Raw genomic sequence first — 21,099 nt, 5'->3', positions numbered from 1 at the left:
CGCTCATGGACTCCGGAATCGGCTTGCTCGCGGCCACCGCCGCGGTACGGCGCCTGCGGCCCGACGCGGATCTCGTCCTCTCCCTCGACCCCGACGGCATGCCCTGGGGACCGCGCACCCCCGAGGACCTCACCCGGCGCGCGCTGGACGTCGCCGAGGCCGCCGCGGCCCGCCGTCCCGACGCGCTGATCGTCGGCTGCAACACGGCCAGCGTGCACGCCCTGCCCGCGCTGCGCGCCCGGCTGGAGCCCGGCATCCCGGTGATCGGCACCGTGCCGGCGATCAAGCCGGCCGCGGCCGGCGGCGGGCCCTTCGCGATCTGGGCGACCCCCGCCACCACCGGCAGCGCCTACCAGCGCGGACTGATCGAGGACTTCGCCGCCGGGGTGCCGGTGACCGAGGTGCCGTGCTGGGGACTCGCCGAGGCCATCGAACACGCGGACGAGGCGGCGATCGAGGCGGCCGTGACCGCGGCGGCCGCGCTGACCCCCGACGACGTGACGACCGTCGTCCTGGGCTGCACCCACTACGAACTGGTGGCCGAACGCATCCGCGCCGCCGTCCAGCGCCCCGGCGCCGCCCCGCTGGTCCTGCACGGGTCCGCGGGCGCGGTGGCCGCCCAGGCGCTGCGCCGCCTCGGCGAACAGCCGGCCACCGGCGCTCCCGCCGACGGCGGCCTGACGGTGCTGCTCAGCGGCCGCGAGGGCGAGCTGCCGGCGGCCGCGCTGCACTACGCCGAGGGCCGGCTGCTGCCGGCGGTGGGACGGTACGCCGACCGCCGGTGAGACGGCGATCGGCCGCGAGGCGGACCGCCGCATGGCGCAGTCACGCTCCGGGACCCGGTACCCACGCGGCGAAACCTGAGTAACCTCATACCCATGAGGGACCAGCCCCACGCCGAGGACACCCCCACCCCCGAGGTCTGGACCGGACGCGCCACCAACCGCGTGCAGTGGCTGCTCGCACTGGTCGGAGCGGCCTGCCTGGCCCTGGGGATCAAGCTGGCCGTGGACTCCGCCTGGACGTCCTCCGTGCCCGCGCTCGCCATGTCCGTGGTGGGCTGCATCGCCGCCGGCCTGCTCGTCCTCTTCGGCACGCTCGCCTTCGTCCACGTCGACCTCCGGCTGGACCGCGAGTGCGTCGAGGTGCGCTGCGGCCACATCGGGCTGCCGCGCCGGCGCATCCCCCTCTCCCATGTCGCGGGCGCCGACTTCACCGCCGTGGTGACCCCGCGCCAGTGGGGCGGCTGGGGCTACCGGTGGCGTCCCGAGAAGGGCACCGCGGTCGTCGTGCGCCGGGGCGAGGGCATCGTGCTGAACCTGTGGGACGGGCACACCTTCACCATCACCGTGGACAACGCGGAGTCCGCCGTGCGGATCATCAGGGCCCGGCTGCGCTCGATCACGCCGGGCACCGCGGCCTGACGATTGCGGGCGTCCGGCCCCCGGACCGTGGCTGTCAACGCCGAGGTCAGCCGCCGTACACTCACCCGGGTGACCGTCACCGCTGCTTCCGTGGACCAGCCGGACCGGCTCCGCCCGTCCTTTGCGCCCGGCGCCCTGCGACGCCGGCTGCCGGGTCTGGTCCCGGCCGTCGTCTCCGCGCTCTGCGGACTGCTCCTCTACGCGAGCTTCCCGCCGCGTCCCCTGTGGTGGCTGGCCCTGCCCGCGTTCGCCGGGTTCGGGTGGGTCCTGCGCGGCCGAGGCTGGAAGGCGGCCCTCGGCCTCGGCTACCTCTTCGGCCTCGGCTTCCTGCTGCCCCTGCTGGTGTGGACCGGCGTGGAGGTCGGCCCCGGGCCCTGGCTGGCCCTGGTCGCCGTCGAGGCGGTCTTCGTCGCGCTGGTCGGCGTGGGCGTCGCCGCCGTCGCCGAGCTGCCGGCCTGGCCGGTGTGGGCGGCGGCGGTGTGGATCGCGGGCGAGGCCGTACGGGCACGCGTGCCCTTCCGGGGCTTCCCCTGGGGCAAGGTCGCGTTCGGACAGGCGGACGGCGTCTTCCTGCCGCTGGCCGCGGTCGGCGGCACGCCCGTGCTGGGCTTCGCGGTCGTCCTGTGCGGGTTCGGGCTCTGCGAGGTGGTCCGCCTCCTCGCGCACCGGCGCCGGTCCCGCACCGTGCGGCGCGCCACGGCCGCGGCGGCGCTGCTGAGCGTGGCCGTACCGGTGGCGGGCGCGGTCGCCGCGCGCGCCCTGGTGAGCGACAAGGCCGAGGACGGCACCCGCACGGTCGCGGTGATCCAGGGGAACGTGCCGCGCTCGGGGCTGGAGTTCAGCGCCCAGCGCCGGGCGGTGCTCGACCACCACGTACGCGAGACCCTCAAGCTCGCCGCCGACGTCAAGGCGGGCAAGGTCCCCAGGCCCGACTTCGTGCTGTGGCCGGAGAACTCCTCCGACATCGACCCCTACGCCAACCCGGACGCCGCCGCCGTCATCGGCGAGGCGGTGCACGCGATCGGGGTGCCCATCTCCGTCGGCGCCGTCGTCGAGAAGAACGGCAGGCTGCTCAACGAGCAGATCCTCTGGGACCCCGCCAAGGGCCCGACGCAGACGTACGACAAGCGCCAGATCCAGCCGTTCGGCGAGTACCTGCCGCTGCGCGGGCTCGTCGGGGCCGTCAACAAGGACTGGACCGGCATGGTCCGCCAGGACTTCAGCCGGGGAGCGAAGCCCGGCGTGTTCGACATGGACGGCGCCGAGGTCGGCCTCGCCACCTGCTACGAGGCCGCCTTCGACTGGGCCGTGCGGGACACCGTGACGCACGGCGCCGAGATGATCTCCGTGCCCAGCAACAACGCGACCTTCGACCGCAGCGAGATGACCTACCAGCAGCTCGCCATGTCCCGCATCCGCGCCGTCGAGCACAGCCGCACCGTGACCGTGCCGGTGACCAGCGGGGTCAGCGCGGTCATCATGCCGGACGGGAAGATCACCCAGAAGACCGGCATGTTCGTGCCCGCCTACCTGGAGCAGAAGGTGCCGCTGCGCACCTCCACCACGCCCGCCACCGAGCTGGGCATCCTGCCGGAAATGGCACTCGTGGCGGTCGCCGTGGGCGGGCTCGGCCTGGCCGCCGGCAGCCGGCTGCGGGCGCGGGGCGCGGGCGGGGCGGCCCGTTAGGGTCGCTCCCATGGCTACTCCTGACTTCATCCGCACGCTGCGGGCCACGGCCGGCCGGCAGCTGCTCTGGCTGCCCGGGGTCACCGCGATCGTCTTCGACGACGAGGGCAGGGTGCTGCTCGGCCGGCGCTCCGACACCCGCAGATGGTCGGTGATCGGCGGCATCCCGGAGCCGGGGGAGCAGCCCGCGGACTGCGCCGTGCGCGAGGTCCACGAGGAGACGGCGGTGCACTGCGTGCCCGAACGGGTCGTCCTGGTGCAGGCGCTCCAGCCGGTCACCTACGACAACGGCGACGTCTGCCAGTACATGGACATCACCTTCCGCTGCAAGGCGGTGGGCGGCGAGGCCCGGGTCAACGACGACGAGTCGCTGGAGGTCGGCTGGTTCGCGGTGGACGCGCTGCCCGACCTGCCCGACTTCGCGCTGTTCCGGATCAAGCAGGCCATGACGGAGGGGCCCGCCTGGTTCGCTCCGGCGACACCCGACTGAGCCGGCGCCGCCCCGACCGCCTCTTTCGCCTAGGGTCGGCCCATGAGCACCAGCACCCAGCCCCTCGCCCTCGATCTCGTCGGCCGAACGGCCCTGGTCACCGGTGCCGCGAGCGGTATCGGCCGCGCCTGCGCGCTGCGCCTGGCCGCCGCGGGCGCCCAGGTCAGAGCCGTCGACCGGGACGAGGAGGGGCTGGCCCGGCTGGCCGAGGAGGCCAGGGGCGGCGCCGACCTCGCGGGCGACGTGCTCCCGCACGTCCTCGACCTGACCGACCTCGACGCCGCCGAGGCGGCCGCCGCAGGCACCGATGTGCTGGTCAACAACGCGGGACTGCAACTGGTTCGTCCCATCGAGGAGTTTCCGCCGGACGTCTTCCACACGGTGCTGACCGTGATGCTGGAGGCACCCTTCCGGCTCGTCCGCGGCGCCCTGCCGCACATGTACGCGCGGGGCTGGGGCCGGATCGTCAACGTCTCCTCGGTGCACGGCCTGCGCGCCTCGGCGTTCAAGTCCGCCTATGTGGCCGCCAAGCACGGTCTGGAGGGGCTGTCCAAGACGGCCGCGCTGGAGGGCGCCGCGCACGGCGTCACCTCCAACTGCGTGAACCCCGCCTACGTCCGCACGCCACTGGTGGAGAAGCAGATCGCCGACCAGGCGCGGGCGCACGGCATCCCGCCCGAGCGCGTGCTGTCCGAGGTGCTGCTGAAGGACAGCGCGGTGCGCCGGCTGATCGAACCCGAGGAGGTCGCCGAGGCGGTGGCCTACCTGTGCGGCCCGCAGGCGTCCTTCGTCACCGGCACGTCCCTGGTCCTCGACGGCGGCTGGACGGCCCACTGACCGCGGGCGGCCCGCCGACCGGGGCGGACGCGGTCACGCACCCCTGAGTTCCCGTCCTGTGACCACCTCGGAGTCGATCCGGACGAGCACGTCGTCGCGGACCGGCATCCAGGAGTCCGGCCCGCCGGCGGGGCACGGCGCGTGGGCGTCCGCGTCGGTCAGCAGGGAGGCGCGGCCGGTGACGACCACGCTCCAGCCGGAGCGGGTCGCGGCGTCGAACTCGTCCGCCGCGAAGGCGACCACGGCGCCGTCGATGGCGCGGACCAGGTCCGAGCCGGCCGAGGTGCGCAGCAGCACGGAGGAGTCCGCGTCGAGGCAGAAGTTGACCGGGAGGACCGCGGGAAGCGCCTGCTTGGTGTACACGACCCGGCCGACCGGCACCCTGGCCAGCAGGCGCAGGCACAGCTGTCTGTCGAGCGCGCGAAAGCCGTCGTTCTGGAGCACCGGTCCATCGTCCCCGTGGGGACGATGGACCGCATAGGGCCGGTCGGCCCTTGTCCGCCCGCTCACACCTTCAGGGTGAACCAGGTCGTCTTCCCCTCGTCCGTCGGGCGCACGCCCCAGCTGTCGGCGAGGGTGCGGACCAGGAACAGGCCCCGACCGGACTCGTCGTCCCCGGTGGCGTGCCGGGGCCGGGGGAGCTGCGGGCTGTGGTCGCCGACCTCCACGGTGAGCTCCGTGGCGGTACGGCACAGCCGCAGTCCCACCGGGCCCTCGGCGTGCCGCACCGCGTTGGTGAGGATCTCCGACAGCAGCAGGAGCGCGTCGTCGGCCGGTTCGGGGCACTCCCAGGAGACCAGTGTCCGGCGCAGAAAGGCCCGGCCCTCCGGGACGGCGGCGGCGGTCGCCGGCAGCTGGGTGGTGACGGCGGCCAGCGGCGCCGCCGGGAGCTGGGCGAACAGCAGGGTCACGTCGTCGTCATGACCGTCGGCGTCCGGCAGCAGCTGGGCCAGCACATGGTCGGCGGCCGCCTCCAGATCGGTGGAGCGCGGGAAGAAGGCGTCCAGCACGGCGGTGAGTTCACCGACCCGGGCCTCGATGTCACTGCCCGGCGTCTCGATCAGCCCGTCCGTGTAGAGCACGAGCGTGGCGCCGGGAGCGATGTGCGAGCACGACTGCTCGTACAGCACCCCGCCGACCCCGAGCGGCGCGTTGACCGGCGCGGGCAGCGCGCGCACTCCCTCCCAGGGGCCGACGACCAGGGTCGGCAGGTGCCCGGCCGAACAGACCGTGACGGTGCCGTCGTCCGGCGCGACGACCAGGTAGCAGCAGGTGACCAGCTGGTCCGGCACGTCCAGGTCGGCGACCACCGAGTCCAGGGACTGCATCAGCTGGCGCGGCGGCATGCCGGTCTTGGCCAGCGCGTGCGCCGCCGAGCGTAACTGGCCCATCACGGCGGCGGCTTCGAGGCCGCGGCCCATCACATCGCCGATGAGGACGCCGACCCGCCCGGCACCCAGCGGTATCAGGTCGAACCAGTCGCCGCCGACCCCGGCGCCCTGGGTGGCCGGCCGGTAGCGGCTCGCGGTGTCCAGGCCGGGCAGCGCGGGCGGCGTCCCCATCAGGCTGCGCTGCAGGGTCAGGGCGATGTGCCGCTGCTGCTCCAGCAGGGCCGTCAGCTCCGCCTCCACCTGCTTGCGGTCGCTGATGTCGCGGACGATGGCGCACGCCCCGACGACCTTGCCGCCGGCGTCCCGGGTCGGCCACAGCGTGACGTCGACGTCCAGCAGCGAGCCGCCCTTGGTGACGCGCAGCGTCTCGAAGTGCTCGACCTTCTCGCCCTTGCGCAGCCGTTCGAGCAACGCCCAGATGTCGTCCTGGAGTTCGGTGGGCGCGAGCATGGACACATGGCGGCCCACGGCCTCCTCGGCGGAGTAGCCGTACAGCCGGGCGGCAGCGGCGTTCCAGTACGTGATCTCCCCGTCCAGCGTCTTGGCGAGGATGGCGTCCTGGGAGGACTCGACCAGGGCGGCGAGTTCGTTGATCCGGGCCTCGGCCGCCTTGCGGTCGCTGACGTCGCGCACTGCGGCGGAGACCAGCAGGCCGTCCGCCGTCTCCAGCGGGCTCAGGCTGATCTCCACGGGGAACTCGCTGCCGTCCTTGCGCAGTCCGTGCAGTTCGAGGCCAGCGCCCATGGGCCGCACCTGCCGGTTGGCGGCGTAGCCGTCGCGGTGCCGGGTGTGGTGATCGCGGAAGCGGTGCGGTACCAGCAACTCCACCGGGCGGCCCAGCAGTTCCTCGCGGCGGTAGCCGAACAGGGCCTCGGTCTGGGCGTTGACCAGCCGGATCACCCCGGTGTCGTCCACGATCACCATGGCGTCGGGCGCCGCCTCCAGCAGCCCGCGGAACCGCTCCTCGGCCGTCGACGGGCCGCCCTGCGGCGGCCGGGCTCCGCAGCCGCACCGCCGGGGGGCCGCCGCGGGGCCCGCCGCACAGGCCCGGTCGTCCACGCAAGCATTCATGTCTACCCCGCCAAGTCGCTCGTGCCGCTGTGGACATCCCAGCGCAACCGGCCCACCACCGTCGTGCGTTGTCGCGTCCTGGCCGGAACACGCGGTGGCGGCGGACGAACCCGTGCAGGACCGGTCGCCGGCCGAGCACAAGCGGTCGCGACCGTCATTGTGCCCCCCTCGGGGCCGGTCGGCCCCGTACCGGGACCCTCGGGTCCCTGCCCACCGGCGCCGCCGGAGCGAGGCTGGGGGCGATCCCGCGGGGGACGTCCGGCAACAGGAGGTGGGCGCCATGTCCCGCACCGTCACCGTGGGCCTCGACGGCTCTCCCGAGAGCCGCACCGCCGCCGAGTGGGCGGCGGGCGAGGCGAGGCTGCGCGGACTGCCGCTGCGGCTGGTACACGTGTGGGAGCCCCTCCCGCGGCCCATGGCGCAGGATCCGCTGACCGGAGCGGCCGCCCAGGGGCAGTGGAGCGAACGGATCCCGCGGGAGGCGGCCGAGGAACCGCGGCTGCGCCACCCCGGCCTGGAGGTGCGCTCCGAGCACCAGGACGGCTTCCCGGGCGAGGTGCTGGCGGCGGTCGCCGAGGAGTCCGAGCCGCTCGTCCTCGGCTCGCGGGGCCTGGGCCGCGTCGGCGGCCACCTGGTCGGCTCCGTCGGGTTCTCCGTGGTCTCGCGCGCCGGGCGGCCGGTCGTGCTGGTGCGCTCGGGGTGGCGGCCCGGCGGCGAGGGCGCCGAGGGGCCGGTCGTCGTCGGCGTGGACACCACCGCGCCCGACGACGCGGTGTTCGCGTTCGCCTTCGAGGAGGCCGAGCGGCGCGGCACGGCGGTGCGGGCCGTGCGCACCTGGAGCATGCCGCCGTACTACGTCCACGGGCTCGCCGCCGACCCCGCCTTCGACCGGGAGTGGTCCGGGCAGGAGGCGGCCGTGCTCACCGAGATGCTCGATCCGTGGCGAGGGAAGCACCCCGACGTCCGGGTCACCGAGGAATGCGGCCACGGCAGCGCGTCCCGGCAACTGGTCGCGGCCTCGCACGGCGCCGCCCTGGTGGTCGTCGGCCGGCGCCGGCACCCGGCGTCCTTCGCCGCCCGCATCGGCCCGGTCACCCACGCCGTGCTGCACCACGCCACCGCCCCGGTCGCCGTCGTGCCACACGACGGAACGCGGCGGAGGCCGGCCGTGCCCAACGGCGTCGGCGGCGCGCGGGCTGCCCTTGTGAGCCCTGTACGCGCCCCCGTCCGCGCGAGCAGACTGCGGGACCCCGAAGGAAGGCAGGTGGGTCACCGTGCTGTTGCGTCTGCCCGAGTCCGTGTCCGAAGCCCGGGAGTGCCTGGCCGAGGGGGCCGTCCCGGTGGGCGGAGCGACCCTGGCGTGGGCCGCCTGGCAGCGCGACGGATTCCCCGAACTCGCCATGTCCCTACGACGGTTGCCGCAGGCCAACGTCATCGGACCCGAGACGCTCGGCGCCGCCGTGCTGCTCGGGGAGATCGACGGCCGGGTGCCCGACGTGCTGCGCCTCGCGGCCGCCGGGGTGGGCACCGGGGCCGTCCGCCGCACCGCGACGGTCGGCGGCAACCTCGTCGGCAGCACCCTGCGCTGTCTGCTGCCCGCCGCACTGGTCCTGGACGCCCGGGCCACGGTGCTGGAGCCGGACGGCCGCCATGAGACGGACCTGGCCGAAGTGGTCGCCAAGCGCCCGCTGTTGCTCGCCCTGAGCTGGCGCACGCCGCTCGCCTGCGCGTACCGCAAGCTCCCCGCCGCGGCGGGCGGCCCGCCGCCCCTGGTCGTGGCCTCGGCCCTGCACCCCGGCGACGGCGCCGCGGCGCGCGTCCGGGTCGCCGTACGGGACGGCTACGACGTGCTCGACGCCGAGGCCGCCGCCGGCGGCGACCCGCGGGAGACCCTCCGCTCCCTGCGCACCACCGCGCTCGACGGCCTGCCCGCCGCCGCGTGGGCCGTCGTCCGGCCCCAGGTGCTCGGTCTGCTCGCGGGCCGCCAGGGCCCCGGCTCGGCCGGGTCCATGGGGGCGGCTCAGTAATCCAGCGGCAGCACGGACGCGATGAGCAGGGCGACGTCGTCGTGGCCCGCCGGGTGCCGCAACTCGCGCAGCAGCCGGTCGCAGGTGTCCTCCACGGAGTGGTACGGCGGCGCCAGCAGCCGCAGCAGCTCCCCGAGCCGGGTGTCGATCGGGTCGTCGCGCGTCTCCACCAACCCGTCGGTGTACAGCACCAGTTGGTCGCCGGGGCGCAGGTCGTGCGCGGTGGACTCGAAGGGCACGCCGCCGACGCCCAGCGGGGTGCCGGTGGGCAGGTCCAGCAGGCGCGGCGGCCCGCCGGAGGGGATCAGGACGGGGGGCAGATGACCGGCGGAGGCCACGTCCAGGCGGTACCGGCGGGGATCGTGCACCGCGTACACGCACGTGGCGATGTAGGGGTCCAGGCCGAGGGTGATCCGGTCGAGGTGGGTGAGGATCCGCGCCGGATCGAGATCGAGGTCGGCCAGGGTGGAGGTGGCGGTGCGCAGCCGCCCCATGGTGGTCGCGGCCGGGATGCCGCTGCCCATGACGTCGCCCACCGTCAGCGCGGTGCGGTCGCCGTCCAGCGGGATGACGTCGTACCAGTCGCCGCCGACCTCGCTCAGCGCCTGCGCGGGCCGGTACCGGGCGGCCACCTCCAGGCCCGGGTGGCAGGGCGAAAGCCGCGGCAGCAGGCTGCGTTGCAGGGCCTCGGCGGTGCGGCGGGTGTGGTGGTGCAGCACGGCGTTGTCGATGCTCAGCGCGGCGCGCGAGGCGAGTTCGCAGGCCAGGGCGAGGTCGTCCTCGTCGAAGGGCGCGGGGTTGCGGGCGCGGGCCAGGCTCATGACGCCGATGCACTGGCCGCGGGCGATCAGCGGGACGGTGATGTCGGTGTGCACCCCGGCCTGGGCGAGCAGCCGGGCGGCGTCGGGATCGGCGGCGACGCGCCCCACCTCGCGGCTCTCCAGGTGGGTGATCAGCAGCGGGCGGCCGTTGCGGATGCACTGGGCCGCCGGATGGTCCGCGTGGTAGACGGTGAGCCTGCCGGGCGGCACGAACGCCCCGACGGCATCGGTCGAGTAGGCGGTCTTCACCGCGAGCGCCCGGAACAGCGGCGGCCCGTCGCCCGCGTCCGTGCGGGCGGTGCGCAGCATGCTGTCCAGCAGGTCCACCGCGACGATGTCGGCCAGCTCGGGCACCAGGACGTCGGCCAGCTCGCGCGCCGTCCGCTCCACCTCCAGGGTGGTGCCGATGCGGGCCGAGCCGGTGGCCATCAGCCGCAGCCGCCGCTGGGCCCGCTCGACCTCCCGGGCGGCCCGGTACCGGTCGGTGTCGTCCACCGCCACGGCGACGATGCCCAGCGTGTGCCCCTGGTGGTCCTCCAGCCGGTACAGCGACATCGTCCACGCGTGATCGTTGTCCGGGTCGGCGGCGGTGCGGCCCACCACCTGCCGGTTCACCACCGGCACACCGGTCTCCAGCACCTCGCGCATCGAGGCCTCGACCGCCCGGAACGCCGCTCCGGAGAGCACCTCGTCGAAGCGCTTGCCGACGTGGTCGGCCTCGGGGACGCCGTGCATGGCCGCCAGGGCCGGGTTGACGACGATGTAGCGCAGCGCGGGGTCGAGGACGGACAGCCCGATCGGGGCCTGCGTGAACAGCCGGGCGGACAGAGCCGTGTCGCGCTCCACCCGGCGCAGGGTGGACCGGTCGGTGGCCAGCCCGAGCGCGTAGTGGTCGCCGAGGTGGTCCGTGAGCCGCATGTTGCGGAACTCGACCGTTCTGGTGCTGCCGTCCTTGTGCCGGATGGGGAACGCCCCCGCCCAGCCCTGGCCGGTCTGCATCACCTCGCCGAACAGGTGCAGCGCCGCCTTGCGGTGCTCGGGGCGCAGCAGCAGCGGCGCCGCGTACTGCCCCACCGCCTCCGCGCGGGCGTAGCCGAACAGCTCCTCGGCCTGGGGACTCCACATGTCGATCCGGCCGTCCGCCTCCAGCAGCACCGCGGCGACGCCCAGCAGATCCATCAGCCCGGTCGGCTCCGAGGCCCCCTCCGGGCCGGGTTTCTGCCCGTCGGGTCGCCGCGTCCCTTCGCTCATCGCGCTCCCTCCTTCCGCCTGCTCCCTCTTCCCGTCGGCCCTGTCCCGGACCGGAGCCTCACCTACGTCTACCCGCGCGGGAGATCCGCAGCAGCCTGAACGGCGTCAGTGCCCCTGGGCCCCGCCGTCCGGGCCCGGGGCGGGGCCGGCGCGGGCGAGCCGGGACAGATCGGCCATGAGGGAGTCCAGCCAGGACACGGTCGCGTAGTAGAGCCCCGGCGCGCCGGGCGGTTCCGCGTCGGCCCCGGCGAGAGTCCGGTCGAACCGTGGCAGCGGGGCCTCGGGGGTGTCGCCGCCCGGGTCGAGGGCCGCCGAGACCAGCAGCATCCGCCCCGCGACGCGGTCGCCGAGCCGGCTGACGGTGCCGGCCGCGGGCGGGCCGAGTCCGGTGCGCGGTGGTTCCAGCAACCGCTGCGAGCCCCACAGGGTGTGGTGCCCGGCCATCAGCGCCGCCTGCCAGTCCACGGCGGCCGGCGCCACCGTGCGGCCCCGGCCGCCGAAGGGCGCCGGCTCGCTCTGGAACTGCACGTACGCGGACTCCGCCAGGATCACCGCGTGCCTGAGCGAACGGTGGCCGGGTGACCCCGGCACCGGCGGCACCGGTTCCCGGCGGGCCACCGCGGCACCGGTCGCCACGACGATCTCGGCCGCCTTGCGCAGCAGCTCCGCCGCCGCGAACCGCAGCTCGTCCTGGGCGCCGCGGGGCCAGGCCAGCAGCCCGAACACCGCGCCGATCGCGCTGCCCACCACCACGTCCAGCAGCCGTACCTCCGCCAGCCGCCAGGTCGCCGGCGCGAGCTGGGCGAAGACCAGGGCCACGAGCACCGTGAACAGGCCCTGGGCCCAGCCGACCCCCTTGACCGGTCCCACGGTGAAGGCGAACAGCATCCACAGGGGCAGGACGACGGCGTAGACGGTGGTGTGGGTGCCCGCCAGGGCCAGTGTGCCGCCGGCCACCAGGGCCCCGGCCAGGGTGCCGGCGAGCGCCGACCGGACGGCGCTCCAGGTCTCGTCCACGGTGGTCCGGGTGAGGGTGAGTGTCGCCAGCAGCGCCCAGAAGCCGTGCGGCAACGTGTCCACACCGGCCACCAGGCGCGCCGCCGTCAGCGCCAGGGCGATCCGCACCGCGTTCTGGAAGAACACCGAGCGCCGTTCGGCGTGCCCGCGCACCCGGTGCCACCACAGGACGGGGGCGCGGGGGGCGGCGTACCAGAAGCGCTCGGGCGGGCCCGCGATCGCGGCCCGCCGGCCGTGCGCCGCCAGATCGGCCGCCGCCCCCATCGCCAGCGCGGCGTCGGCCACCTCCAGCACCGCCGCGTGCCGCCGCAACACCTGCGGCGCCGCCGCGGAGGCCACCGTGCCCTGGGCGACCAACGCGGCCCGCACCGCGGCCAGCTCCTTGTACTCACCCACGGGCGAGGTCCCCACCCGCAGACACCCGGCGGTCCCGGCCGCGAGCCGGGCCACGGCGGCGAGCACGGCGGCGGCGGTGTCGGGCGGGCCGGACTCCTCGACGACGCGAACACCGCGGGTGGCCTCCGGCCCGGTGGCGCCGGTGCCGGGTGCGGGTGACCGCTCGGTGTGGTCCGGCGGGGCGTTGGGTGAGCCGGTCCGTCGTCGGGCGGTGTCGTGCGGGTCGGTGGTCTCGTTCGTGGGGGCGGCGGGTGCGGGTGACCGCTCGGTGTGGTCCGCCGGGGCGTCGGGTGAGCCGGTCCGTCGTTCGGCGGTGTCGGAGGCGGCCGGCGGATCGGTGGCGTCGTACGCGTCGGGCGTGGTCCGTGGCCGGGTGGGGCCGCTCGGGGCGGGCCGTGTGGGTGCCCCGGGTGCCGTCGGCCAGGAGGTCTTCGTGGGGGCGTCCGGCGGCGTGGACAGGCGGGGCAGCCTGCTGAGCAGGGTGCGCGCGGCCAGGCCCGTGTGGGCCAGGGCGCGGGGGCGGACCCCGGGGCCCGCCGGCCGGTCGGCCTCCGGCACGGAGAGGGAGCGCAGCCGGTGCCCGGCCTCGCGGGCCGTGCGGACGTCGGCGCGGGTCAGGGCGTACGGGTGCGTCCCGAGCAGCCTCGCGCAGTGCGCGGCGACCGACGCGGCGTGGGCGGCCCGCTCCCGGTACGGCGGCGGGTTCGGCTCCGGGAAGAGCAGCGCCTCGGCGACCACGAGCAGCGCCATGCCCGTGGTCGTGCCGAGCAGCCGCTCGCCGAGCGAGCCCGGGTGGTACGGCGGGAACGACGGCAGGATGTAGAGGAGTTGCAGCCCCGGCGCCGCCCCGGCCGGCCGCGGACCGCCCACCGCGGAGAACGCCAGCGCGAACCCGATCACCAGCATCCCCGCCACGGCGCTCCAGGTCCGCGCCGACAGCCACGTCCCGACGGCCACCAGCACCCAGCCCACCGGGATCAGCCGCAGCACCACCCCGGCCCGCTGCCGCCCGGTGCCCGGGATCCTGGACAGCCCGCCCAGCGCCACGGCGGCGAACAGGGCGTAGACCGCCGCGTCGGGGCGGTCGAGGCCGTAGCGGAAGAGATGGAACCCGGCCGTGGCGACCAGCGTCACCTGGAGCGCCCGGCGTCCCGGGGCGGCGTACGGCGCCGGGAGCCGGCCGGCTGGAACACCAGACACTCCTCCAGGCTCACGCATCACCGCCCGCCCGGCATCCGCGCGGCTGCCGGGCGGGCGGTGGGCGGACGGTCAGGACAGGGCGAGGTCGTCGGCGTAGACGCTGCCCTGGCCGTACCAGCCGTGGACGTACACGGTGACGGTTCCGCTTGCGCCGGTGGTGAAGGAGACCTTCAGCTGGTTCCAGCTCGATCCGCTGGACCAGGTGCCGGCGGTGGCGCCGCCGTTGACGCCGAGGTAGGCGTAGGGGCCCTGGACCCAGCCGGTGAGCGTGTAGGTGTGGTTGGGGGAGAGGGTGAGGGTCTGGTCGCACTCGCCGGTGCCGGCGGAGTCCGGGGTGATCTGGAGGGCGTGGCTGCCGGAGTGGACCGGGCTCGCGACCAGGGTGCTGCCGCCCGCGCAGGTCCAGGGGGCGAGGCCGCCGGCCTCGAAGCCGGCGTTGGTCAGCGACCCGCCGTCGTTGCCGCCTCCGCCGCCGCTGCCTGTCACGGTGAGCGTGTAGGTGGCGCTGTGCCTGCCGCCGGTGCCCGTGCCGGTGACGGTGATCGGGTAGGTGCCCGCGGCCGCGGACGAGCCGACGTTCGCCGTCAGGGTCGAGGTGCCTCCGGACGTCACCGAGGCCGGGCTGAAGGAGACCGTGACGCCGGAGGGCGCGCCGGACGCGGCGAGGGCGACGGATTCCGCGCTGCCGGAGGTGGTGGCCGTGGTGACGGTCGCGGTCGCGGTGCCGCCCTGGGCGACGGAGGCGGAGCCGGGGGCGAGGGACAGGGAGAAGTCACTGGTCGTACCGCCGCCCCCGCCGCCGCCCGAGCTGCCCTCGTACGGCACGAAGGCGTCCGTGAACGCGAGGCTGCTCTGGCTGATCTCGCTGCACGTGGGCAGCGAGTTGGCGCTGCCGCCGCACGGCTGGTCGCGGTTGACGGACCAGAAGGACAGGCGCCCCACGCCGTTCTGCGCGGCGAAGTTCTCCACGGTCTGGGCGTCGGCCAGGGTGAACGTGGAGCCGTCGTCGTTCTTGCCGATCATCGGGGTGATGCCGAGGTCGGCGTAGCCGTAGCCGGAGTCGACGGACTGCATCTGCGCCAGCGTGGCCCTGGCGGCGTCGATCGCGCCCTGGCCCATCTCGGTGCCCGTGCCGGCGTAGTAGTCCATGGCCATGATGTTGACGACGTCGATCCGGACGCCCGCGTTCTTGGCGGCCTTCAGGATGTTGACGCCGTCATTGGTCAGCCCGCTGGTCAGCACCGGCAGGGTGACCGAGAACCGGAGATCCGGGTTGGTCGCCTTCAGGTCCTTCATGGCCTGCATCTGGCGGGCCGCGGCCGCGGTGTCGGCGACGGCGGCGCCCTCGACGTCGAAGTCCAGCTGGGTGACGCCGTAGTCGTCGATGAGCGCCTGGTATCCGGCGTCGATGCTGCTCTGGGTGGTGCAGGTCCAGGCGAGGGGAAGTCCGCCGGCGCCGCCGGAGGAGATGATCACGGACGCGCCCTCGGCCTTGGCCCTGGCGATCTCGGGGTCGGTGTAGGAGTCGTTGCCGATGGGGAGGGTGTCGCCCCAGACCTGGTTGCAGCCCTCGCCGAGGACGAAGGCGGCGGTGTAGGCCTTGAGGTGGTGGCCGGTGATCGCGGCGTCGAGCAGCCCTTCCTGACCGTTCGACATGTCGACGTAGGGGGCGACCGAGTAGACGCTGCTCGCCGCGGCGCCGGTGGCCGCGTCGCTCGCGGGGGCGGCGGCGACGGCCGCGCCGTTGGCCGCGAGCGCGAGCGCGCAGGCGGAGGCCGCCAATCTTGCCAAGTGCATGACAGTTCCCCTTCCGGGGATGTCCCCAGGGCGTGGGGTGGTGGGGTGGTGGTCCGTGCACGGCCCGGATGTTGGTACATACCAAACAGCGCGCACCCCACCCCGTCAAGAGGACTAGACCAACTCGGAACCTGTGAACTCGGCGTGCACAGGCCCGAGTTGGCACCCCATGCGGCATCGCCTCCCGCCGTCGCCACATCCGCGCCCGCAGAACTGTTATCCGAGACGCCTCGAACGGTCTCCCAGGTGTCGGGAACAATCGTTCGGCGTCAAGGACGGGAAAGATCTGATGAGCACACGGCACACGGACGCGATGGCGACGGCGGCCCTGGTGACCGCGGCCCGCGAGGGGGACGCGGCGGCCCAGGACGCCCTGGTCAGCGCCTACCTCCCGCTGGTCTACAACATCGTGGGGCGGGCACTGAACGGCTCGGTGGACGTCGACGACGTGGTGCAGGAGACCATGCTGCGCGCCCTCGACGGCCTGGACGGGCTGCGCACGCCCGAGCGCTTCCGCTCCTGGCTGGTCGCGATCGCGATGAACCAGGTCCGCGCGCACTGGCAGGACCGGCAGTCCGCCCCCGCCGCCGTCGAGGAGGCCGAGGACCTGGCCGATCCCGGCGCCGACTTCGTGGACCTGACGGTGGTGCGGCTGCAACTCTCCGGCCAGCGCCAGGAGACCGCCCACGCCACCCGCTGGCTGGAGCCGGACGACCGGGGGCTGCTGTCCCTGTGGTGGCTGGAATGCGCCGGCGAACTGACCCGTGCCGAGGTCGCCGCCGCCCTGGAACTGACGCCTCAGCACACCGCCGTCCGCGTCCAGCGGATGAAGGCCCAGCTGGAGGCGGCCCGGGTGGTGGTACGGGCGCTGGACGCCCGGCCGCGCTGCGAGGAGCTGCGGGTGGTGCTCGCCGCCTGGGACGGCAAACCCTCCGCGCTGTGGCGCAAACGCATCGCCCGGCACGCCCGCGGCTGCCCGCGCTGCTCCGGCCTGTGGAGCGGACTGATGCCCGCCGAGGGCCTGCTCGCCGGTCTCGCGCTGGTCGCCGCCTCGCCCGCGCTGCTCGCCGCCCTGCGCTCCGCCCCGGAAGGGCTGGCCCCCGTCGGCGCGGCGACCCCGCTCGGGGCCCCGGCGGGAACCGGCGGCTCGACCGGATCCGGCGGCTCGGCCGGACGTACCGGCACCGGCAGCCGCGCCGCTCGTGGCCGCCCGGGTGGCCGCGGCGCGTCCCGCCGCCGCAGGCGGCTGCGGCGCCGGGCCGTCGGCGGCGCCGTCGTCGTCGCCTGCCTCGCGGGCGGCGGCCTGTGGTACTTCGGCACGGACCCTGGATCCGGCGGCGGGGAGCCGACCGCGGACCGCGGCGCACGCGCCTCCCTGGCGGACCTCTCCACGCCCGGCACCGCGCCCGCCCCGCCCTCGCCCTCCCCGTCCGCCTCGGCGTCCGAGAAGCCGAAGAAGCCCCGGAAAACGGCCAGTCCGTCGCCCACGAAGAAGACCAGCCCGACGCCGCGCCGCTCCACCCCGCCGCCCCCCGCGCACACCACCGCACCGCGGCCCCCGGCGCCCAGCGGCACCGTCGGACAGGTGATCGCGCTGGTCAACCAGGAGCGGGCCAAGGCCGGTTGCTCCCCGCTCACCGAGGACCCGCAACTGGACCGGGCGGCCCAGGCGCACTCCGACGACATGGCTGCCCGGCACTTCTTCGACCACGTCAACCCCGACGGCGCCGATCCCGGGCAGCGCATCACCGCCGCCGGATACCGGTGGTCCACGTACGGCGAGAACATAGCCATGGGCCAGCAGACCCCGGCCTCCGTGATGAACTCCTGGATGAACAGCCCCGGCCACCGCGCCAACATCCTCAACTGCTCCTTCAGGAACATCGGCGTCGGGGTGCACGACGGCACGGGCGGACCCTGGTGGACCCAGGACTTCGGCACGAAGATGTGACCCCGGCCGCCCGCCGCCCCCTCGGCGGGGCGACCGCCCGGGGCCGCCACCCCGTTCGCGCGCGGCGGTATTACGCTGGATGACCGTGTCACCGCCACGTCAGCAGGGGTGCGGGGCCAGAGATTCAGGGAGCGACCGATGACAGCGGGAACCGAACGAGCCGTACTGGCGGGCGGTTGTTTCTGGGGCATGCAGGACCTGATCCGCAAGCAGCCGGGCGTGGTCTCCACCCGCGTCGGCTACAGCGGCGGCGACACCCCCAACGCCACCTACCGGGACCACGGCGACCACGCCGAGGCGATCGAGATCCTCTACGACCCCTCGGTCACCAGCTACCGCGACATCCTGGAATTCTTCTTCCAGATCCACGACCCGACCACCCGCGACCGCCAGGGCAACGACATCGGCCGCAGCTACCGCTCCGCGATCTTCTACGACGGCGAGGAGCAGCACCGCACCGCCGTGGACACCATCGCGGACGTCGAGGCGAGCGGACTGTGGCCCGGGAAGGTGGTCACGGAGGTCGAGCCGGTGGGCGACTTCTGGGAGGCCGAGCCCGAGCACCAGGACTACCTGGAGCGCTACCCCAACGGCTACACCTGCCACTTCCCGCGGCCGAACTGGAAGCTGCCGCGCCGCGCGTCGTCCACCACGGACTGAGCGGCCGCCCCGGCGGGCTCGTGTGGCGCGTCGTCGCCCAGGGGAGATCCTGGGAGAGGAACGGAAGTGAGCTGTCCGTGACCTGACGACGATGGTGGTGACCACCATGGGCGTGCCGGACGAGACCGGAGCGGACCCGCGCGGGCCCGCCGATCCTTGTGGGGATCCGTTCCTGCGGACACGGTTCGCGATCCCCGCCCTCCCGGCGACCTACCTGCGCCGCGACCGGCTGCTCGGCCATCTGGACGAGGCCCCGCGCAGACCACTGACCGTGGTCGGCGGGGCCGCGGGCGCCGGCAAGACGCTGCTGGTCGCCGACTGGGCCGCCGGGCACCCGGGACGCGTCGCCTGGCTCACCGCGCAGATGGCGGGCAAGGGCCGCGGCACCTTCTGGGCCTACCTCCTCCAGGCCCTGCGGCTGGCGGGGGTGACCCTGTCCGACGAGGTCGGCCTGCCCGCCGAGGCGGGCCGCGTGGACGACGCGCTGCTCACCCGGCTCGCCGCGGAACTCAGCGCCCGCGAGGCCCCGGTGACCGCCGTCATCGACGAGTACGACCGGGTCACCGACCCGGAGATCGCCGACCAGCTGGAGTTCGTGCTGCGCCACGCGGGCCCGGGCGTGCGCCTGGTCCTCGTCACCCGCACCGAGCCGCTGCTGCCGCTGCACCGCTACCGGGCGGCCGGCGCGGTCACGGAGATCCGCAACGACGAGCTGGCCTTCACCCCCGGGGAGGCCGCCGAACTGCTCGCACTGCACGGCCTGCGGCTGCCCGCCGACGAGGTGACCGCGCTGCTGACCCGCACCCGGGGCTGGGCCGCCGGGCTGCGGCTGTGCGCGCTCGCCGCCCAGGGGACGCAGGACCCGCGGACGTACCTGAAGGAGTTCGAGGCCGACCGCACCACCATCGGTGACTTCCTGCTCGCCGAGGTGCTCAAGCGGCAGCGGGCCGAGACCCAGGACCTGCTGCTGCGGATCAGCGTCCTCGACCGCTTCTGCCCGGCCCTCGCCGACACCCTCACCGGGCGCGCGGACGCCGAACTCCTCCTCACCGGCCTGCACCGCGAGAACGCCTTCGTGGAAGACCTCGGACACTCCTGGTTCCGGCTCCATCCGCTGTTCCGGGACATCCTGCGGGCCCATCTGCGGGCCCGCCACCCCGGTCTGGAGATCGAGCTGCACCGCCGGGCCGCGGCCTGGCTCCGGCACGCGGGCCCGCTCGGCGAGACGCTGGAGCACGCCGCCGCCGCGGGCGACTGGGAAGCCGCCGCCGACGCCCTCGTCGGCGACCTCGCCCTCGGTGAACTCCTCACCGGCCCGCGCGCCGAGGCCCTGGCCGAACTCTTCTCCGCCCTCGGCCCCGAGCCGAGGACCCCGGCGACCGACCTCGTCCGCGCCGCCCTCGCCCTCGCCCGCGGCGACCTCGACCGCGGCCTGCCCCCGCTGGAACGGGCCGCGCGGGCACTGACCGCCGAACGGACCGGCGACCCGGCCGCCGCCCGGCTCGGCTGCGCCCTCCTGCACACCCTGGCCGCCCGGCTGACGGGTTCCCCCGCACGGGCCGAGACCGCCGCCCGCCAGGCGGCGGAACTGTGCCGGGAGATCCCCGCCCCGCTGCTCGACCGGCACCCCGAACCGGCCGCCCTGCTGCGCACCCACCTCGGCGCGGCCCGCCTGTGGGCCGGCTGGTACGCCGAGGCACGCGCCGCGCTGACCGCGGTGGCGGACACCGGCCGTACGGCGGCGACGGCGCAGGCCCTCGCCCTGCTCGCCCTCCTCGACCACCTGGAGGGCCGCCCCGGGCGTGCCGAGCGCAGGGCCCTCGCCGCGCTGTCCGGGGCCGACCGCCCGGGCCCGGCCGTGCCGCCGGGCGCCGGACTCGCCACGCTCGTGCTGGCCGCCGTCGCCGCCGACCGCGACGAACCGGACCGCGCGGAGGCGTTCCTCGCCGCCGCGGCCGACGCCCGGGGCGACCCGGTGACCGAGGCCGAGCGCGCCATCGTCACCGGGCGGGTCCGGCTGGCCCGGGGCGACACCGAGGGCGCGCTCGAAGCGGCCGACCGGATGGCCCTCACCGAGGAGACGTCCCCGTGGGCCGAGGCGCACACCGCGCTGGTGGCCGCCGGGGCCCACCTCGCCGAGGGACGGCCGGAGCTGGCGGCCAAGCTGCTGACGGACCCGCCCGGTGAGGAGCCGCTGTGCCTGGTGGGCGCGGCCCGGGCGGAGCTGGCGGCCGGCCGCCCCGCGAACGCCGCCGAGCTGCTCGACCGGATACCGCCGCACCACGGCCTCGGCCCCCTGGTCACCGTGTCGGCGGCCCTGGCCAGGGCGCAGGGGTACGGCGCCGAGGGCGACCCCGCCGCACGGCAAAGGCTCGTGGCCCGGGCGCTGCGCGAGGCCCGGCGCGAGCGGTTGCGACGCCCCTTCCGCGAGGCGGGACCGTGGCTGGCGCCGCTGCTCGCCACCATGCCGCTGCGGGCGCTCGCCGAGGGCTGGCTGCTGCCCGGCGCCCCGCGCCCGGACGGCACCGGCCGCGTGGACGAGCCGCCGCCGGTGGTGGAGGAGCTGAGCGGCCGCGAACGCGACGTGCTGGTGCGGCTGGCCGACATGATGTCCACCGAGGAGATCGCCGCCGACCTCTACGTCTCCGTCAACACGGTCAAGACCCATCTCAAGAGCGCCTACCGGAAGCTGTCCGTGAACCGCCGGCACGACGCCGTGCGCCGCGCCCGCGAACTGGGCCTGTTGTGAGCCCGTCCGCGGCGGCCCCCGACGACATCACCTGCGACGGGTGAGGCCGGGCGGCGCGACCGGGCGCAGGATCGCGGAAAGGGGGCCGGCACGCCCGTCCGCGGCACGCGGGGAAGGCACCTCATGCGCTACGAGATTCGCGTCGACGGAGAGCTGACGGAGACGCTGGCCAAGGCGTTCCCCGAGCTGGACCACGTCGTGGTGTCCGGCCACACCATCCTGTTCGGCCGGATCCTGGACGAGGCGCACCTGTACGGGCTGCTGGCCCGCTGCCAGTCGCTGGGTCTGCGGGTTCTGGAGCTGCGTCAGGCACCCCGGTGAGCCGCGGCCG

The 21,099-nt window shown here is 75.2% G+C and carries 15 protein-coding genes and 1 pseudogene; 11 read left to right on the top strand and 5 right to left on the bottom strand.

The window, feature by feature from the left end; genetic code table 11:
• The first annotated feature begins 5 nt into the window (after positions 1-5).
• The 5 genes from BLW85_RS06300 to BLW85_RS06280 all read left to right on the top strand — a co-directional run bounded on the left by BLW85_RS06300 (position 6) and on the right by BLW85_RS06280 (position 4,437).
• Positions 6-785, top strand: coding sequence for a glutamate racemase (locus BLW85_RS06300; protein WP_070026714.1), 780 nt, complete (start codon positions 6-8; stop codon positions 783-785).
• A gap of 93 nt (positions 786-878) precedes the next feature.
• Positions 879-1,424 carry a hypothetical protein gene (locus tag BLW85_RS06295; RefSeq protein ID WP_070026539.1) on the top strand — a complete coding sequence of 182 codons (546 nt, stop codon included), beginning with the start codon at positions 879-881 and terminating at the stop codon, positions 1,422-1,424.
• Positions 1,425-1,493: 69 nt separating this feature from the next.
• A complete protein-coding gene (gene lnt / locus BLW85_RS06290) occupies positions 1,494-3,110 on the top strand; it encodes an apolipoprotein N-acyltransferase (protein ID WP_074995986.1) in 1,617 nt (538 codons plus the stop codon).
• A gap of 10 nt (positions 3,111-3,120) precedes the next feature.
• On the top strand, positions 3,121-3,600 hold the full coding sequence (locus BLW85_RS06285) for an NUDIX hydrolase (RefSeq protein WP_074991320.1): 480 nt from the start codon (positions 3,121-3,123) through the stop codon (positions 3,598-3,600).
• A gap of 42 nt (positions 3,601-3,642) precedes the next feature.
• On the top strand, positions 3,643-4,437 hold the full coding sequence (locus BLW85_RS06280) for a 3-hydroxybutyrate dehydrogenase (protein WP_074991318.1): 795 nt from the start codon (positions 3,643-3,645) through the stop codon (positions 4,435-4,437).
• Between the two features lie 33 nt (positions 4,438-4,470).
• On the opposite strand, the gene BLW85_RS06275 is transcribed toward BLW85_RS06280, so the two are convergent.
• Both BLW85_RS06275 and BLW85_RS39280 read right to left on the bottom strand, forming a co-directional pair.
• Positions 4,471-4,881, bottom strand: coding sequence for a pyridoxamine 5'-phosphate oxidase family protein (locus tag BLW85_RS06275; protein ID WP_074991317.1), 411 nt, complete (start codon positions 4,879-4,881; stop codon positions 4,471-4,473).
• A gap of 62 nt (positions 4,882-4,943) precedes the next feature.
• On the bottom strand, positions 4,944-6,899 hold the full coding sequence (locus BLW85_RS39280; RefSeq protein WP_074991316.1) for a PAS domain S-box protein: 1,956 nt from the start codon (positions 6,897-6,899) through the stop codon (positions 4,944-4,946).
• Here BLW85_RS39280 and BLW85_RS06260 point away from each other — a divergent pair.
• Positions 6,898-7,980, top strand: a pseudogene (locus BLW85_RS06260) (universal stress protein); the annotation flags it as partial. The gene BLW85_RS39280 and the pseudogene BLW85_RS06260 overlap by 2 nt on opposite strands.
• A 193-nt stretch (positions 7,981-8,173) precedes the next feature.
• The gene (locus tag BLW85_RS06255; RefSeq protein ID WP_074991314.1) at positions 8,174-8,926 is read left to right on the top strand and encodes an FAD binding domain-containing protein; all 753 of its coding nucleotides are present in this window, start codon (positions 8,174-8,176) and stop codon (positions 8,924-8,926) included.
• Here BLW85_RS06255 and BLW85_RS06250 read toward each other — a convergent pair.
• From BLW85_RS06250 to BLW85_RS06240, 3 genes are all read right to left on the bottom strand, one after another.
• Entirely contained in the window at positions 8,920-10,998 is a 2,079-nt protein-coding gene (locus BLW85_RS06250) for a SpoIIE family protein phosphatase (RefSeq protein WP_074991312.1), read from the bottom strand. The two genes, BLW85_RS06255 and BLW85_RS06250, sit on opposite strands and share 7 nt — an antisense overlap.
• A 105-nt stretch (positions 10,999-11,103) precedes the next feature.
• Positions 11,104-13,611: an FUSC family protein gene (locus tag BLW85_RS06245; RefSeq protein ID WP_244174820.1), complete on the bottom strand. Its 2,508-nt coding sequence runs from the start codon at positions 13,609-13,611 to the stop codon at positions 11,104-11,106.
• Positions 13,612-13,680: 69 nt separating this feature from the next.
• Positions 13,681-15,408, bottom strand: coding sequence for a carbohydrate binding domain-containing protein (locus tag BLW85_RS06240; protein ID WP_074991308.1), 1,728 nt, complete (start codon positions 15,406-15,408; stop codon positions 13,681-13,683).
• Positions 15,409-15,697: 289 nt separating this feature from the next.
• Between BLW85_RS06240 and BLW85_RS06235 the strand changes: the two genes are divergently transcribed.
• From BLW85_RS06235 to BLW85_RS06220, 4 genes are all read left to right on the top strand, one after another.
• Positions 15,698-17,359, top strand: a complete 1,662-nt coding sequence (locus tag BLW85_RS06235) for a sigma-70 family RNA polymerase sigma factor (RefSeq protein WP_074991307.1) — start codon at positions 15,698-15,700, stop codon at positions 17,357-17,359.
• 138 nt (positions 17,360-17,497) lie between these two features.
• Positions 17,498-18,019 carry a peptide-methionine (S)-S-oxide reductase MsrA gene (gene msrA, locus BLW85_RS06230; protein WP_070026547.1) on the top strand — a complete coding sequence of 174 codons (522 nt, stop codon included), beginning with the start codon at positions 17,498-17,500 and terminating at the stop codon, positions 18,017-18,019.
• A 91-nt stretch (positions 18,020-18,110) separates the two neighbouring features.
• Entirely contained in the window at positions 18,111-20,768 is a 2,658-nt protein-coding gene (locus BLW85_RS06225) for a winged helix-turn-helix domain-containing protein (RefSeq protein WP_107409074.1), read from the top strand.
• 123 nt (positions 20,769-20,891) lie between these two features.
• Positions 20,892-21,089 (top strand): hypothetical protein, encoded by a 198-nt coding sequence (locus BLW85_RS06220; RefSeq protein ID WP_070026548.1) that lies wholly within the window; start codon positions 20,892-20,894, stop codon positions 21,087-21,089.
• Positions 21,090-21,099: the final 10 nt, after the last annotated feature.

Origin of the sequence: Streptomyces misionensis, assembly GCF_900104815.1 — a bacterium.
Classification (GTDB): Bacteria; Actinomycetota; Actinomycetes; order Streptomycetales; family Streptomycetaceae; genus Streptomyces; species Streptomyces misionensis.
The sequence above is the reverse complement of the archived record's forward strand: the minus strand, read 5'-3'. Positions and strand labels throughout refer to the sequence as shown.